This window comes from Streptosporangium sp. NPDC048047, from assembly GCF_040653115.1.
Classification (GTDB): Bacteria; Actinomycetota; Actinomycetes; order Streptosporangiales; family Streptosporangiaceae; genus Streptosporangium.
Window position 1 is genome coordinate 1 of record NZ_JBEZNH010000049.1, and the last position, 17154, is coordinate 17154.

Annotated in this window: 9 protein-coding genes; 8 read left to right on the top strand and 1 reads right to left on the bottom strand. The window is 74.5% G+C overall.

Annotated features, from left to right (window positions below):
• Nucleotides 1-497: thiamine pyrophosphate-dependent enzyme (locus AB0D67_RS30310; RefSeq protein ID WP_362943549.1), on the bottom strand; the 497-nt coding region annotated here is incomplete at its 3' end.
• Between the two features lie 574 nt (nucleotides 498-1071).
• Between AB0D67_RS30310 and AB0D67_RS30315 the strand changes: the two genes are divergently transcribed.
• The 8 genes from AB0D67_RS30315 to AB0D67_RS30350 are packed head-to-tail and all read left to right on the top strand — an operon-like array spanning nucleotide 1072 to nucleotide 17013.
• Nucleotides 1072-2619 carry a class I adenylate-forming enzyme family protein gene (locus AB0D67_RS30315; RefSeq protein WP_362943552.1) on the top strand — a complete coding sequence of 516 codons (1548 nt, stop codon included), beginning with the start codon at nucleotides 1072-1074 and terminating at the stop codon, nucleotides 2617-2619.
• Between the two features lies 1 nt (nucleotide 2620).
• Nucleotides 2621-4144, top strand: coding sequence for a condensation domain-containing protein (locus tag AB0D67_RS30320; protein ID WP_362943555.1), 1524 nt, complete (start codon nucleotides 2621-2623; stop codon nucleotides 4142-4144).
• Nucleotides 4145-4149: 5 nt separating this feature from the next.
• On the top strand, nucleotides 4150-4482 hold the full coding sequence (locus tag AB0D67_RS30325; RefSeq protein ID WP_362943668.1) for a phosphopantetheine-binding protein: 333 nt from the start codon (nucleotides 4150-4152) through the stop codon (nucleotides 4480-4482).
• Nucleotides 4479-4697, top strand: coding sequence for an MbtH family NRPS accessory protein (locus AB0D67_RS30330; protein ID WP_362943558.1), 219 nt, complete (start codon nucleotides 4479-4481; stop codon nucleotides 4695-4697). The genes AB0D67_RS30325 and AB0D67_RS30330 overlap by 4 nt, the downstream gene beginning before the upstream one ends.
• Nucleotides 4694-6142 (top strand): condensation domain-containing protein, encoded by a 1449-nt coding sequence (locus AB0D67_RS30335; protein ID WP_362943561.1) that lies wholly within the window; start codon nucleotides 4694-4696, stop codon nucleotides 6140-6142. Before AB0D67_RS30330 ends, AB0D67_RS30335 begins: the two co-directional genes overlap by 4 nt.
• A 13-nt stretch (nucleotides 6143-6155) precedes the next feature.
• A complete protein-coding gene (locus AB0D67_RS30340) occupies nucleotides 6156-8177 on the top strand; it encodes a non-ribosomal peptide synthetase (protein ID WP_362943564.1) in 2022 nt (673 codons plus the stop codon).
• Nucleotides 8174-11449, top strand: a complete 3276-nt coding sequence (locus AB0D67_RS30345) for an amino acid adenylation domain-containing protein (protein ID WP_362943567.1) — start codon at nucleotides 8174-8176, stop codon at nucleotides 11447-11449. Before AB0D67_RS30340 ends, AB0D67_RS30345 begins: the two co-directional genes overlap by 4 nt.
• Complete coding sequence (locus tag AB0D67_RS30350; protein WP_362943570.1) at nucleotides 11446-17013, top strand: amino acid adenylation domain-containing protein; 5568 nt, start codon at nucleotides 11446-11448, stop codon at nucleotides 17011-17013. The genes AB0D67_RS30345 and AB0D67_RS30350 overlap by 4 nt, the downstream gene beginning before the upstream one ends.
• The last annotated feature ends 141 nt before the right edge of the window (nucleotides 17014-17154 follow it).

A 17154-nucleotide genomic window follows, 5' to 3' on the forward strand; every position in this document is an offset into this window, starting at 1 on the left:
GCCATGTTCAGGGCCTCATAGACCGCGCCCTCCCCCCAGGTGCCGTCACCGATGTAGGCGCACGCCAGCGCACCGGAGCCCCTGAGGGCGAGCGCCACACCGGCCGCCACCGGCAGACTCTCACCCTGGACCCCCGTCGAGAGGAAACGCCGGTGGTAGACGTGCTGACTGCCGCCGACGCCCGCGCACAGCGCCCCCTCCCGGCCCATGATCTCCGCCAGCAGCCCGTACGGCTCGGCGTACCGGGCCAGGAAATGACCGTGTCCCCGGTGGTTGCTGAGCACGAAGTCGTCCTCACGCAACAACCGCGACAGCGCGACCGGGATGTACTCCTGACCGAGGCACGTGTGGGTGGTGCCGCTCAGCTCACCCGCCTCGAACAGCCGGAGAAGCGCCAGCTCGAAATGACGGATGAGGAGAAGGAGCCGGAGGTCCTCGTCGACGGGCAGGGACCACGCGACCGGCGGGCCCTGCGGTTGACAGGCGGTGACGGTCACGTTCACTCCTGGCATCGGCGGCCGAATAGTGCGCCCGGCCTGGGAAAACACGGTTCACGCGTGAGAGAGCGCTCTCCGAGGCGAGATTAGGAGCCGTCCGTCTTTGATGTCAACCCTGCCCGAAAGTGCAGGTCGTCGCGATCCACAGACCAGGCGATCATCGTTGAAACTTAAAGATAATACCGACTGAGCTGGACTTATTGGCGTTTCCCGACTAGGCGCAGTCAGGAGCCCGATGAATTTCGGTCCGGATATCCGTAAACCTTGACGGAGCATCGGCGCTGTCTCTAGCCTTCTCGTCACTGAGAGCGTTCTCTCACCGCCTCCGTGCAATGAAGCACGAAATGCAGGCATCGTTTCCCCTGCTGGAGGCCTTCACCGTCTGGGAGCACCGCCACGGCGTGCGCCCGGGGAAGTCTCGCGGACTCTCCCGGGCTGGAGGACCGCCCGTGTCGGGTGCCTCCCTCCCGTCACCCAACCGAACCACCGCTGGACCACGACTGATCGACCGGCCAGGAAGTCCTGTGGTCATCGGGGAGGCCGAACCATGGAAAGCGCCGCGACCGGATATCCGATGACGGCACGGACCGTGCCGGACATGCTCAGAGCGCGGGCGAAGCACGAGCCCGGAAGCGTGGCCGTCGTCGTCGAGGGACGCGGGACGATGTCGTTCGGCGAGTGGGACAGGCGCTCCGACGCCGTCGCACACGGGCTCACCCGCCGGGGGGTACGGCGCGGCGACCGGGTGGGGCTGCTCTTCGGCGCCGGGGACTGGATCGACTTCTGCGTGGCCTGCTGCGCAGTGCAGAAGGCCGGCGCGGTGGCCGTGCCGCTGTCGGACCGGCTCGCCGCCCCCGAGATCGCGTACATGCTCGGGCACTCCTCGGCTTCGGCCGTGCTGTGCGGGCGGGGCCTCACGCCGCCGCCCGGAGACCACTGGACCGCCCGCGTCGAGGACGTCGAGGAGGACACCCGCGACGCCCCCGCGCCGGTGGCCGGCCCGGGGGATCTCGCCCAGATCCTCTACACGTCGGGGACCACCGGAAGGCCGAAAGGCGTGGGGGCGACCCACGCGAACCTGACCTTCGGCTGGGCGGGGCGGTCGGACCGCCGCAGGTTCCGGCATTCCCGCCACCTGCTGCACGCGTTCCCCATCGGGACCAACGCCGGTCAGATGATGGTGATGAACGCGCTGGGGGCGCACCCGGCGATGCTGACTCCGGGCGGGTTCACCCCCGCGAGGTTCGCCCGGCTCATCGAGTCCTACCGGGCGGGGAGCGTGTTCCTCGTGCCCACCATGGCGATGGAGCTGCTCAACGCCGGCCTGCACGAGCGGTACGACATGTCGAGCGTCGTGCTCCTGGGCTCCGCCGCGGCCGCCCTTCCTCCGGCGCTGGCGGCGCGGCTCGCCGCCGCCTTCCCCCGCGCGGCGGTGACGAACTACTACACCTCCACCGAGGCGGCCCCCGCCCAGACCGTCATGATCTACGATCCGCGACGGCCCGAGGCGCTGGGACGGCCGGCGTTCGGCAGCGCGCTGCGCGTCACGGACGAACGGGGGGAGCCCCTCCCCGCGGGAGAGGCCGGCGAGATCTGGTTGCGCTCCCCCGCGGTCACCCGGTCGTACTACGGCGACGACCGGGCGACCTCCGCGGTCTTCCGCGGCGGCTGGGTGCGGATGGGCGACCTCGGCCGCCTCGACGCCGACGGCTACCTCTACCTCATCGACCGCGAGAGCGACGTGCTGAAGTCCGGCGCGTTCAAGGTCTCCACCCTGCAGGTGGAGGCGGCCCTCCACGAGCATCCGCGGGTCCGCGAGGCGGCCGTGTTCGGCGTCCCCGACCCGGTTCTCGGCGCCGTGCCCGCCGCCGCGGTCGTACCCCGCGACGACGCGGAGGCGGTGACCGCGAGCGAGCTGCGCGCCTTCCTGTCGGAGCGGCTGGCGCGGCACGAACTGCCCCGCCACGTGTTCCTCGTCGAGTCCCTGCCGAGGAACCAGTCGGGAAAGGTCCTCAAGAAAGATCTGCGGCGCCTGCTCGGGCAGGCGGGAACCTCCGCGTCACCGGCCGGCCCCGGCGCGGACCGGCCCACGTCCCACGTCCCACGTCAAGTGAGTGAGTGATATGTCGAGACCCCTCATCGGCAAGGCGTCCCTTGCCCAGCACGGTATGTGGCTCACCGAGCGGGCGGGCGCGGGCGGGACCGCTCACCACATGCCGCTCGCCGTACGGCTCGACGGGCCGCTGGACGTGGAGGCGATGCTGGCCGCCTGCGCGGCGGTGGCGGAGCGTCACCCCGTGCTCCGTGCCGCGCTGGTCGAGCGCGGAGGCGAGCCGAGCCTGGTGCGCGCGGCGGATCCGCCGCCGATCGTCGTCGAGGAGGCCCGCGCCGGCTTCGTGGAACGCGAGGTGGCCCGGCCCTTCGACCTGTCCGCCGGGCCGCCGGCCAGGTTCACCCTCTTCCGGCTCGCGCCGGAGCGGCACGTCCTGCTGGTCGTCGCCCACCACGTCGTCTTCGACGGCGTGTCCAAGGACGTCCTGCTCGACGACCTGTCCGCCGCCTACGGCGGAGCGGCGCTCGATCCGCCGGCCGTCCCCTACGGGCGGGTGGTGGAGGACGGACTCTCGCGGGTGGCGGCGAAGCAGGAGGCCGCGGCGGAGTTCTGGCGCACGCGCCGGCGGGAGGACCCGGACCTCCGGCTTCCCGGGCTGCGGGCCAGGCCGTCCCTGCGTGCGGCGCCCGGCCTGGAGGTGGACCTGCCTGTCCCCGAAGGTTTCGCCGCCGCGGCCGGGCAGCTGGGGGTCACGCGGTTCGAGCTGCTGCTGACGGTGCTGCACACCCTGCTGTACGGCTACGGCAACGACGCGCCCGTGGTGGCCGTGGACCTGTCCACCCGGGCCCCGGAGTCCCGCGACCACGTCGGGCTCTTCGTCAACGAACTGCCGGTGGCCTGTGCGCCCGGCGGAGAGACCACCTTCGCGGAGTTCGCCGCGTCGGTCCGCGCGGAGCTGCGCGCCGTCTACGCCTTCCGCGAGGTGCCCCTGGCCCGCGCGCTGGGCGGCGTGTCACCGCGCACCGCCCTCGCCCCGGTCTCCCTCAGCTACCGCCGGCGGGACGGCGGCGACCCGGTCTTCCACGGACTGGACGCCTCCGTGGACTGGGCGATGTTCAGCGGAGCCGTGCGCAACCCCCTGCACCTACAGGTCGTGGACGCCCCGGACCGGATCACCGCCACGGTGCGGTTCGATCCCGAGGCCGTGGACGGCGACGTCGTGGCCGGGCACCTGCGGACGCTCCTCGCGGCGGTCGCCGAGCGGCCCGGCGACCGGCTCGCGGAGCTGCCGCTGCCCGCCGCGGTCCGGGCTCCGGAGGCCGCGGACGCCGGGCCGCGGCCGGCCGGCGGGCCCGCCGACGAGAGCCTGGTCAAGGAGGTCACCGCGATCTGGCAGGAGGCGCTGGACCGCGACCGTGTCGACCCGGACGACGATCTGTTCGACCTGGGCGGGCACTCACTGACGATCACCCGGATCATCGCCATGGTGCGCGAGCGGCTGGATGTGGAGCTGTCGTTCGAGGTGTTCATCGATCTCCCCACCGTCAACGGGGTCGCCGAGGAGATCGCCCGGACACGGGAGGAGACGTGTTGAGCGGCATGACGGACGGCCACCCGGGTGACATGACGCGGGAGCGGATGGCGGAACTGCTGTCCTGGGCGAGCGACGGGAAGCTGACCGTGGAGGAGATCCTCTCGGCCGAATGCACGCTGCCCGCCCTGGGGGTCGACTCCCTCACCTACATCCGCCTCATCGACGCGATCGACGACGAGTACGGGGTCGACGTCGACATGGGCGGGAACGCGGCCCACCTCGACACCGTCGACGGGCTCGTCCGACACGTCGCCGAGGCCCGCTCCCGGGCCGGACGACCGCCGGATGTCCACCGGACGACCACCGAACGCCCGCGGACCCCTGAGGAGATGACATGACGGACAGCGCCATGCGCGTCGTCGTCAACCACGAGGAGCAGTACTCCGTCTGGTGGCCCGACCGTGAGCCGCCGCCCGGCTGGACGCCGACCGGGTTCGAGGGCTCCCGGGAGGAGTGCCTCGACCACATCGCCGAGGTCTGGACCGACATACGGCCGCGCAGCGTCCGGGACCGGGACCGGACGCAGAGGGACGCCCCGGACGGGAACCGTTGACCCCGGCGGAGCGTCATGAGGCGCTGCGGCGGAGCCTGGCGTCCCTGCCCCCGGCCCGGCGGGAGGCGCTGCGCCGGTCGCTGGCCGGCAGGGCGGGCGGGACGGACGAGGCGGAGGCCGGTCCGGCCTGGCCTCTGTCGTTCGGCCAGGAGCGGCTGTGGTTCCTCAGCAGGTTCGATCCCTCGGACACCGGCTCCAACATCATCTGGCCGGTCCGGCTGCGCGGCCCCGTCGATCCCGGCGGCCTCGCCGCGGCCTTCACCCGGATCGCCGAGCGTCACCGGGTGCTGCGGGCCCGGTTCGTCCAGCGCGACGGACGGCCCGTGCAGATCGTGACGCCCCCGCGGCCGGTCCCCCTGGAGCAGATCGACCTGACCGGCGAGACGGAGGAGTCCGAGGCCGAGGCGGTGGCCCGCTACGCCGGCCGGCCGTTCGACCTCCGGTCGGATCCCCCGATCCGGACGGCGCTGATGTGGCGGGAGCCCGGTGGGCACGCCCTGCTGTGCATCGGGCTGCACCACATCGCGGCCGACGGCTGGTCCCTGAACGTCCTGATGGGTGAGCTGGCCGAGTGCTACGCCGCGCACCGCGAGGGGCGGCCGGACCGCCTGGACGACCTGCCGGCGCAGTACACGGACTTCGTGACATGGGAGAGGGAGCGGTTCGAGCGCGAGGGCGCGCGCCACACCGCGTACTGGACGCGGGCGCTGGCGGGCGTGCCCGCGCTCGACCTGCCCGCCGACCATCCGCGCCCCGCGCGCTGGGGGGGCCGCGCGGCGCGGGTCGCCGTGGCCGTTCCCGACGCGGACCTGGCCGGGCTGGAGCGGTTCGCCGTGGCCGAGCGCCACACCTTGTTCATGGCGCTGCTCGCGGCGTTCCAGGCGGCGCTGTGGCAGGCGTCGGGGCAGACGGACTTCTGCGTCGGGGTGCCCGTCGCGGGCCAGGGCAGGACGGAGTTCTCGGCGCTGATCGGCGACTTCTCCAACACGCTCGCGATGCGGGCCGACCTGTCCGGCGACCCGTCCTTCCGTACCCTCCTCCGCCGCGTCCGCCGCACCGTCTTCGGCGCGCTCCAGCACGCCGAGGCCCCGTTCGAGCGGGTCGTGGCCGCGGTGTCGCCCTCCCGCGACCTGCGCAGGCCGCCCCTGTGCCAGGCACTGTTCAACCTGACCCACAACCTGCCCACCGACGCCCTGCTCCGGACGAGCATGGCGGATCTGCGTGTCGAGGCCCTCCCCCAGCCGCCCTTCGGCCGCACGAGGGCGGAGGTCTCGGCGCAGCTGTTCCGTGACGAGCGGGGCCTGGGCGGCTTCCTCGAGTACGACGGCGACCTCTTCGAGGCCGGCACCGCCCGGCGGCTCACCGAGGCGTTCACCGGCCTGGTACGGCGGGCCGCGACCGACCCTGACACGCCGCTGCCGACGCCGGCTCACGGCGGTACCTGAAAGGCGAATGATCATGGTGACGACGCTGGCACTGATCCGGCGGCGGGCCGAGGCCGCGCCGGACGCGGTCGCGGTGAGCGGACCCGACGGCGAGCTCGCCTACGGTGAGCTGCTCCGCCGCGCGGACGGCCTGGCCGCCGTCCTCCGCGGGCGCGGGGTGAGCCCCGGGGTTCCCGTCGGCCTCTGCCTGGAACGCACGACGGGCATGGTGGTCGCGATGCTGGCCGTGTGGGCGGCGGGCGGCGCGTACGTGCCGCTGGACCCGTCGTTCCCCGCGGACCGTCTCGCGCTGATGCGCGACGACGCCGGCATCGGCCTGGTGCTGGCCACCCCCGGCGTCGACGCCTCCCTGCTCGACGGCGTCCCCGACGTGCTCACGCTCACGCCCGGAGGGACGCCGCGGTCCGATGTGCGGTCTCCGGCGGGGCCCTCCGCGCCGCCGTCCGGTGTGCCTGGTCCGTCCGACCCGTCGGGTGCATCCGGCGCGTCCGATCCCGTCGGCGACCCGGCCTACCTGATCTACACCTCGGGGTCGACCGGCCGTCCCAAGGGGGTGGCGGTCCCGCACGCGGCGGTGGTCAACCTGCTGGAGTCCTTCGCCGCCCTGCTGGAGCCCTCCCCCGGCGACGCCTGGCTCGCGGTCACCACGCTCTCCTTCGACATCTCGGTGCTCGAACTGCTGCTACCGCTGACGTGCGGCGCGCGCGTGGTCGTGGCCTCCGCGGCCCAGGCCGCCGACGGGCCCGCGCTCCGGCAGCGCGCCACCGCCGAGGGGGTCACGTTCATGCAGGCCACCCCGGCGGGCTGGCGGATCCTGCTGGAGTCCGGCGGGGTGCCGGAGAAGATCACGACCCGTCTGTGCGGCGGAGAGGCGGTGCCGCGCGATCTGGCCGACGCGCTGCTCGCCGACGGCGCCCGGCTGTGGAACGTGTACGGGCCCACCGAGACCACCGTGTGGTCCACGGCCGGGCTCGTACGGCCCGCACCGCACCCCGTCGACCTGGGAGAGCCGATCAGGGCCACCACGCTCCACCTCCTCGACCCGCGGGGCCGGCCCGTGCCCCGGGGCGAGACGGGCGAACTGCACATCGGGGGCGCGGGCCTGGCCCTGGGATACCACGGCATGCCCGCCTGGACGGCCGCCCGTTTCCTGCCCGACCCCTTCGCCGACCGGCCGGGCGCCCGGATGTACGCCACCGGCGACCTCGCCCGGATCACCGCCGGCGGACGCCTGGAGTACCTGGGCCGGGCCGACCAGCAGGTGAAGATCCGCGGGTTCCGCATCGAGCTCGGTGAGATCGAGGGCGCGCTACGGTCCGCCGAGGGGGTGCGGCAGGCCGCGGCGGGGGTCTGCGACGGCCCGGACGGCCTGCCCCGGCTGGTGGCCTACGTCGTCCCGGACGACCCGCCCGGCACCCTCGACGCCGCCTCCGGCCGATCCACGTCCGGCTCCCCCGGCGGCGGCGCGGCGGACGATCCGCCCGGATCTCCGGAGGACGACCCGACCGGGTCTCCGGCGGACACGCCGTACCACGCCTGGCCACGGCTTCAGGAGCACCTTCGCCGGAGCCTGCCCGAGTACATGGTCCCCTCCCACCTGGTGGTCCTGGCGGCGCTGCCGCTCACCCCGAACGGCAAGCTCGACCGGAAGGCGCTGCCGCCGCCGCGGTGGACCCGCTCCCGCGCCGTGCCGTACCGCGCGCCGGAGACCTCCGTCCAGGCCGAGCTCGCCGCGCTGTGGGAGGAGGCGCTGGGGGTGGAACGGGTCGGCGTCGACGACGACTTCTTCGCCCTGGGCGGCTACTCGCTGACGGCCACCCGGATCATCGCCGGGATCCAGGACCGGTTCACGCTCGATGTGCCGCTCGCGACGCTCTTCGAGCATCCCACGGTGGCCGGGCTCGCGGCGGAGATGGACCGTCTCGACCCGGACGACCTGGACCTGGCCGACGTGGTCGCGCTCCGCGACCAGCTCGACGGGATGGGCGCCGACGAGCTCGCCGCGCTGTTCGACGGACTGGCGCCGGGCGCATGAGGGCGCCGCTCTCCCCGGCGCAGGAGCGGCTCTGGCTCCTGCAGCGTCTCACCCCCGGCGACGCCTCCTACGTGATGTACCTCGTGCGGCGGTTGCGCGGCCCGCTCGACACGGCGGCGCTGACCGCGGCGTTCGCCGACGTCGTGGCCCGCCACGAGAGCCTGCGAACCCGGTTCGAGGAGGAGGACGGCGTGCCCTGGGCGGTCTCCTCACCGGCCGCCCCCACGGCCCCCTCACCGGTCACCCCGCAGCCCGCCTCACCCGCCGCCCCGCCGATCGAGTGGGCCGTCGCCGGCGACCCCGGCGAGGCGGAACGGATGGTGGCCGAGCGCGTCAACGCGCCCTTCGACCTGGCGGGCGGGCCGCCGGTGCGCATCGCGGTGATCCGGCTCGCCGGCGACGACCACGTGCTCTGCCTGACGCTGCACCACATCATCGCCGACGGCTGGTCTCTCAACGTCCTGCTCGACGACCTGTCCGAGTGCTACACGGCGCGGAGCGGGGGGCGCGAGCCACGGTTGCGCCCACTCGCCGTGCAGCCCAGCGACCACGCGCGCTGGCAGCGGCACCGCGCCGAACGCGCCGTGCCGTACTGGCGTGGGCGGCTCGCGGACCCGCCGGTTCCCGAGCTGCCCTTCGGCCTCCGGCCGGACCCCGGGGGGAGCGGGGCCGGGGTGTTCCACACCGTCCGGGTGCCCGCGGCGGTGACCGCCCGGCTGGACCGTCTGGCGCAGGAGCACCGGACCACGCTCTTCGCCGTGCTGCTCGCGGCCTACCAGGTGCTGCTGCTACGCCACACCGGGCGGACCGACGTCCTCGTGGGCTCGGTCGCCGCGGCACGGGACCGGGTCGGGCTGGAGCCGCTGGTCGGCTATCTCGCGCAGACGGTCGTGCTGCGCGGCGACCTGTCGGGCGACCCCCCGTTCACCGGGCTGCTCGCCCGCACCCGCGGCGAGGCGATGGCCGCCCTGGGACGGACGTCGGTCCCCTTCGAGCGTCTCGGACATCCGCCCGAGACGCTCATGCCGACCATGTTCATCATGCACAACCACGACGACGGGACCTCGCGGCCGTTCGGCGGGCTGGCCGTGGAACCGTTCGACGCCGGATACCGGCAGGTCAAGGCGGGTCTTCTCGTCGAGGTCTGGCGGGACTCCGGCGGTCTGACCGTCTCGCTGTGCCACGACTCGGCCCTCGCGGAGCCGCGGGCGGGCGGCCGCCTGGCCGACCGCTACCTGCGGCTCCTGGAGTCGGTGTCGGCCGGGCCGGCCGTCCCGCTGTCCCGGCTGGGGATCTGGACCGCCGCCGACGAGGAGGAGATCCACGCCCTGGCCGACGGAGACGGCACCGGGGAGACCGCCGAGGACGGCATCGGGAAGACCGCAGGAGACGACACTGGGGAGACCGCCGCCGGAGGGAGCGCAGGAGACGGCGCCGGGGAGACCGGCGGCCGGGACGCCCGCGAGGCCCCGCTCGTCCCCGAGATGATCGCCGACGCGGTGCGGCGTGCCCCCGGCGCCGTCGCGGTGGTCTGCGGGCGGCAGGAGGTCACCTACGGCGAGCTGGACGCCATGGCGGCGCGGCTGGCGGCGGCCCTGCTGCGGCACGGGGTGCGCCCCGGCGACGTCGTCGGGGTGCGCCTGCCCCGCTCGGCCTGGACCGTCGCGGCGCCGCTCGCCGTCTGGCGCGCGGGGGCCGCGTACCTGCCGCTCGACCCGGACCACCCCGGCGAGCGCGCGGCGCGCGCCCTCGCCGGCGCCGGCGCCGTCCACCTGATCACGCATGACAGGGCCCCCGAGGGCGTCACGGCGATCGACCCGTCCGCCCCCGGGAACGCCGGGGACGTCGCGCCGGCCGGCCCGGCCACCCCGGCCGGGACCGTGACGGCGCGGGACGCCTGCTACGTCATCTCCACCTCCGGCTCGACGGGCGTGCCCAAGAGCGTGGTGGTCGAGCACGGGGCGGTCGCCGCGCGGGTCCGGTGGATGCGCGCCGAGTACGGCCTGACCGCGGGCGACGGGGTCGTCCAGTTCGCCTCGCTCGCCTTCGACACGCACGTGGAGGAGATCTTCCCGGCCCTCGCCGCCGGTTCGGCCCTCATCCTGCTGCCCGACGGCGCGGCCACCCTGCCCGACCTGCTCACCTCCCCGCGAGGCGGTGGGGTGACGGTGCTGGACCTGCCGACCGCCTACTGGCACAGCCTGGTCGAGGACCTGGACGATACGCCGTGGCCCCCGGCGCTGCGCCTGGTGATCCTCGGCGGGGAGCAGGTCGCGGCCGCCGCGGTGCGGCGCTGGCGCACCCGCTTCGGCGACGGGGTCCGGCTGCTCAACACCTACGGGCCCACCGAGGGCACCGTGATCGCGACCATGGCGGAACTCGGGGCCGAGGCCGCCCGCGGCCACCCCCCGATCGGCCGCCCGATCGGGGCGACCTCGGTGCGCGTGGTGGACGAGCACGGCGAGGCGCTTCCCCCGGGAGCGGCCGGAGAGCTGGTCATCGGCGGAGCCGGGGTGGCCCGGGGCTACCTCGGGCGGCCCGCGCCGACCGCGGACCGGTTCGTGCCCGATCCGCACGGCGGGCCGGGGTCGCGCCGCTACCGGACGGGGGACCGGGGCCGCCTGCGCGCCGACGGCCGGCTGGAGTTCCTGGGCCGGCTGGACGACCAGCTCAAGGTCCGCGGGTTCCGGATCGAGCCCGGCGAAGTGGAGGGCCACCTGTGCGCCCACCCGGGGGTGGGCCAGGCGTCCGTCACCGCGCGGGGCGACGACCTCGTCGCCTACGTGACGGGTACGGCGACGCCCGCCGATCTCCGCGCGCACCTGGAACGGTTCCTGCCGCGGCAGCTCCTGCCGACCGTCTGGGTGCGCCTGGAGGCGCTGCCGCTCACGACGGGCGGCAAGGTGGACCGGGCGGCGCTTCCCCCGCCACCGGACACGCCGGCGGGCACGCCGCCGGGCGCCCCGGCGGGCGGCGGGCGCGCCGCGCCGGGCACCGACGCCGAACGGCTCGTGGCGGGCATCTGGTGTGAGCTGCTCGGGCTGGAGGAGGTCGGCGTGCACGACGACTTCCTCGCCCTGGGCGGTCACTCGCTGCTCGCGACCCGGGTCGCCGCCCGGCTGCGCCGGGCCACCGGCATCGAGGTGCCCATCCGGCTGGTCTTCGCCGGCCGTACGGTCGCCGAGCTCGCCGCCGCGGTCGAGGAGTTCCTGATCTCGAAGCTCGATGAGATGTCCGACGAGGAAGCCCTGCGGGTTATGGAGACGCGATGACGGAGCTCTCAGAGCCGAAGCGGGCGCTGCTGGCCCGGATGCTGAGCGGGGAGGACCGGAAGGAGACGATCCCCCGGCGCGAATGGTCGCAGCCTCCCCCGCTATCGTACGCGCAGGAGCGGCTGTGGTTCATGGAGCAGTACACCCCCGGCTCCCCCGCGCTCGTCATCCCGGTGGCGCGGCGTCTGCGCGGGCCGCTGGACCACGACCGGCTGCGCGGGGCGCTGCGGGACCTGGCCGCCCGGCACGAGGTGCTGCGCACCCGGTTCCCGCACACCGATGACGGCCGGCCGGTCGCCGCCGTCGACGGCGGCGGCGGCGCCCCGGTTCCGCTGGCCGTCGCGGACGCCGCCGGCGAGCGGGACGCCGGGAGGCTGGTCGACGCGTTCCTGGCCGAGCCGTTCGACCTCGCCGCCGGACCGCCGCTGCGCGCCCTCCTGGTGCGGCTGGCCCCCGGCGACCACGTGCTCGCCCTGGCCGTGCACCACATCGCCGCGGACGGCTGGTCGATCTCGATCATGCTCCGCGAGCTGATGGACCTCTACGCCGGGCGGACCCCCGCGGAGACGCCCATCGCCTACGGCGACTACGCGGCCTGGCAGCGGGAGCGTCCAGCGCAGCACGACGACCTCCGCTACTGGGCCGGACGGCTGGCCGGCGCCCCGCCGCTGGACCTGCCCCTGGACCACCCCCGGCCGCCGCAGCAGACCCACGACGGCGCCACGTACGGCTTCCGCCTCGACGACGGGCTCGCCGGCGCCGTCCAGAGCCTCGGCCAGGCGCACGGGGCCACGCCGTACATGACCGTGCTGGCGGCCTTCGCGGTCGTGCTCGGGCGGCTCTCCCGGCAGACCGACCTCACGATCGGCTCGCCGGTCGCCGGCCGTTCGCTGCCCGAGCTGGAGGGGCTGGTCGGCTGCTTCGTCAACATGCTCGCGATGCGCGTCGACCTGTCCGGGGACCCGTCCTTCCGCGAGCTGCTCCTCGCGGTCAGGGACCTCGCGCTGGACGCGTTCACGCACGAGAACCTGCCCTTCGAGCAGCTGGTCGGCGAGCTCAACGTCGAACGTGACACCTCCCGGTCGCCGGTGTTCCAGGTCATCCTCGCCATGCAGAACTACGACGGCCCCCAGCCGGCTCCCCGGGAGGACTCCCCCGCGGCGCCGGACGAGGTGACGGCCGGGGACTTCCCGCTGGGGCGGTGGGCGACCCGGTACGACCTGGAGCTCTACGTCACCGGCGAGTCGGGGATGTTCGTCTACAACACCGCGCTCTTCGACGAGGCGACCGTCGGAGGCGTCGCCGGCATGCTGGCCACCGTGCTGCGCACCGCCGTCGCCGACCCCGACACGCCGATCTCCGCGCTGGACCCGCTCACCGACGCCGAGCGGCTGCGGGTGCTGCACGAGTGGAACGACACGGCGGTCGACCAGGGGCCGCCGGCGACGCTGGGCGCGCTGGTCGAGGCCCAGGCGGAGCGCACCCCCGATGCGGTGGCCGTGACGTTCGACGGCGGGTCGCTGACCTACGCCGAGCTGGACGAGCGGGCCGGGCGGATCGCCGGCGTGCTGCGGGAGAACGGCGCGGGGCCGGGCTCGCTCGTCGGCGTCTGCGCCGAACGGTCACTGGAGCTGGTGCCCGCGCTGCTCGGCGTGCTCAAGGCGGGCTCCGCGTACGTCCCGCTGGATCCGGACTACCCGGCCGACCGGCTCGCGTTCATGATCGAGGACGCGGGGGCACCGGTGCTGCTCACCCAGGAGCACCTGGTGCCGCGGCTTCCCGGCGTCACCGCGACGGTCCTCACGCTCGACACGCCGGCCGCCTGGCCCGCGCCGTCGTCGGCGCCGTCGCCGCCGCCGGCCGCCCGTCCCGGGGACCCCGCCTACGTGATCTACACCTCGGGCTCCACCGGCAGGCCCAAGGGCGTGGTCAACACCCACGCGGGGATCTGCAACCGGCTGCGCTGGATGCAGGACCGCTTCCGCCTCGGCCCGGACGACGTGGTGCTGCAGAAGACGCCCGCGAGCTTCGACGTGTCGGTCTGGGAGTTCTTCTGGCCCCTGATCACCGGGGCCCGGCTCGTCCTGGCGCGGCCCGGCGGGCACCGGGACGCCGCCTACCTGCACGAGCTGATCGCCGCCGAGGGCGTCACCACCCTGCACTTCGTCCCCTCCATGCTCGCCGCCTTCCTGGCGCACGCCGACGCCGACACCGACGCCGGTGCGGGCATCGGCGCCGGTGCGGGCACCGGGCCTGACGCGGGCCCCGCCCGGCCGCGCCTCGCCGGCCTGCCGGTACGCCGCGTCATCTGCTCCGGGGAGGAGCTGCCCGTCGACCTCGCCCGCCGGTGCCTGGAGCTGATCCCCGCCGAGCTGCACAACCTCTACGGCCCGACCGAGGCGGCGGTGGACGTCTCCGCCTGGCGGTGCACGCCGGAGGCGCTGGCCGGGCAGGCCCGGGTGCCGATCGGGTCACCGGTGGCCAACACCACGCTGTACGTGCTGGACGAGCGGATGAACCCGCTGCCCGCCGGGGTGCCGGGCGAGCTCCACATCGGCGGGGCCCAGGTCGCGACCGGCTATCTCGGCCGGCCCGCGCTCACCGCCGAACGCTTCGTGCCGGACCCGTACGGCCCGCCCGGCGCCCGCCTCTACCGGACCGGCGACCTCGCCCGCCTGCGGCGGGACGGCACCCTCGACTTCCTGGGCCGGATCGACGGACAGGTCAAGCTGCGGGGCCTGCGCATCGAGCCCGGCGAGATCGAGGCGGCCCTGCGTGCCCAGCCGGGCGTGGACGACGCCGCGGTCGTCGTCCGGGAGGACCGGCCGGGCGACCGGCGGCTGGTCGCCTACGTGGTGGGTGAGCCGCCGGACCGCGCCGCGCTCAAACGCGTCCTGCCCGACTACATGGTGCCCTCGGCGACGGTCGCGGTCGAGGCGCTGCCGCTCACCCCCAACGGCAAGCTCGACCGGCGCGCCCTGCCCGCCCCCGCGGCCGGCCGGGACGACGGGGCCCCGTTCACCGAGCCGTCCACGCCGACGGAGCGCGCCGTCGCCGAGGTCTGGGCGCAGGTGCTCGGAACCGGCCGGATCGGCGTCGACGACGACTTCTTCGACCTCGGCGGGCACTCCCTGCTGGCCACCCAGGTGATCGCCAAGCTGCGCGGCAGCGGCGTCGGGGTGATGGACCTGTTCAAGAACCCCACCGTCCGCGAACTGGCCGCGGTGATCGACCTGCCTGCCGCCGAGCGCGCGCCCCGCGGCCTGCTGCACGAGCTGACCCCGCGCCGGACGGGGACTCCGGCGCTCACCTTCGTGTGCGTCCCCTACGGGGGCGGGAGCGCGGTCGTCTACAAGCCGCTCGCGGACGCCCTGCCGGCCGACCACGCCCTGTGGTCGCTGGCCATCCCCGGCCACGACGTCGGGCTCGTCGAGGAACGGCTCCCGCTGGCCGAACTGGCGGAACGGTGCGTCGCGGAGGTCCTCCAGAAGGTGGAGGGGCCCGTCGCGCTGTACGGGCACTGCGGCGTCGGGTCGGCGCTGACCGTGGAGATCGCCCGCCGGCTGGAGGCGGCCGGGCGCCGCCTGGAGGCCGTGTACATCGGCGCGATCTTCCCGTTCGCACGCCCGCAGAGCCGGGCCGCCTCCACGCTGGCCAGGCTGGCGCGGATGGAGTCCCTGCGCGGCGACCAGACCTACGCCAACTGGCTGACGTCGATGGGCGTCGACATGAAGGACCTCGACCCCGCGCAGGCCCGGCAGATCATCCGCAACATGCGCCGGGACTCCGAGGCGGCCGAGGAGTACTTCACCGGCCTGCTCGCGGAGCGGGGCATCGGGCTCCGGGCGCCGATCATCACGGTGGCCGGGGAGAAGGACCCGGCGACCGACTACTACGAGGAGCGCTACCTCGAGTGGCACTTCCTGACCCCGGTCTCGGCCGTGGTCGTGCTCGCCGAAGCAGGACACTTTTTCCTGAAATATCGGGCGGATGAGCTGGCGGAGATCGTCACCTGGGTCCACACCGTCCTCGGCCCCGGCATCGACGACACAACGGCCACCGGCGCCGCGGACGACGACGGCACGGCGGACGGCGACGCCGGGACCACCGACGCCGGCGCCGTGGCCGCGACGGCGGTGGCCACCGCCGTCAGGCCCCGCGCCGAGGACGCCGACTGGTGGGTGCACGGCGTGTCGCGGGGCGGGCCCGGCGCGGCCGCCCCCACCGGGCCGCAGCCGTCCATGCGCCGCTTCCTGCTGGTCGCCCTGGGTCAGCTCGCGTCGATCACGGGCTCGGCCCTCACCGAGTTCGCCCTGCCGATCTGGATCTACCTCACCACCGGCTCGCTCGCGCGCTTCGCGCTGATGGCCGTCGCCGGCCTGGTCCCGGGCCTGCTGGTGGCGCCGCTGGCGGGCGCCCTCGTCGACCGCAGCGACCGGCGCAGGGTGATGCTCGCGGGCGACCTGGGAGCGATGGGCACCCAGCTCGTCCTGGGCGCACTGCTGTGGACCGGGGCGCTCGAATCCTGGCACGTCTACCCGCTGCTCGCCGTACTGTCGGTCGCGCTCACCTTCCAGCGGGTCGCGTACGGCTCGGCGATCCCCCAGCTGGTGCCCAAACGCAACCTCGGCCACGCCAACGGGGTCGCCCAGATGGCCTTCGGCGTGGCCCAGCTCATCGTCCCGTTGATCGCGGTGGGCCTCATGGCGGCCATCGGCCTGGGCGGCATCCTGGTGCTCGACATCCTCGGCTCCGTCGTCGCCGTCACGATCCTGCTGCTCGTGCGGTTCCCCGCCACCATGGCCTGGCGCCGCAAGGAACCGCTCGTCGCCGAGATCCGCAACGGCTTCCGGTACTCCTGGGGGCAGCCCGGCCTGCGGGGGATGCTGATCTTCTTCGCGGTGCTGAACGTCTTCCTCTCGCCGCTGTTCCTGATGATCTCCCCGCTGGTCCTGTCGTTCGCCTCCCTGGACGACGCCGGCACGGTCGCGTTCGTGTCCGGCCTGGGGGCGTTCCTCGGCGGGCTGCTGATGACCTTCTGGGGCGGCCCGCGGCACCGCCGCATGCGGGGGATGCTCGCGCTGACCGCCGCGCTGGCGGGTTTCTGCCTGCTCACCGGGGCGCGGCCGGACCTCTGGCTGATCGCCGCCGGGGCGGGCGGCATGGCGCTCTGCCTGGCCCTGGTCAACGGCGTCTACACCACGATCATCCAGGTCAAGGTACCGCAGCGGTTCCACGGGCGGGTGTTCGCGCTGAACACCATGATCGCCTGGTCCACGCTGCCGATCGGGTTCGGGCTCGTCGCGCCGTACGGCGCGGCCGTCTTCGAGCCGCTGATGGCCCCCGGGCAGCCCCTGGCGGACACGCTGGGCGTGCTGATCGGCGTCGGCGAGGGGCGCGGCATCGGGCTCATGTACGTGACCTTCGCCCTGGCCATGGCGATGATCGTGGCGACCGCGCTGCGCACCCGCACACTGGCCCGCTTCGACCGGGAGGTGCCGGACGCCCCCGCGGACGACCTCGTGGGCCGCCAGGCGCTTCTCTCCAGGAGGGGCGCACGGTGAGGGCGAGCACGGAAACCGCCCGCCACCGGCCCTTCCACCCTCTTCTCACCGGCAGGAGACGAACATGAGAACGGCCCGACCACCTCTCCGGCGCCCGTCGCGCACCCTCCCGGGCGGGCCCGCGACCGGCTGCGCGGAAGC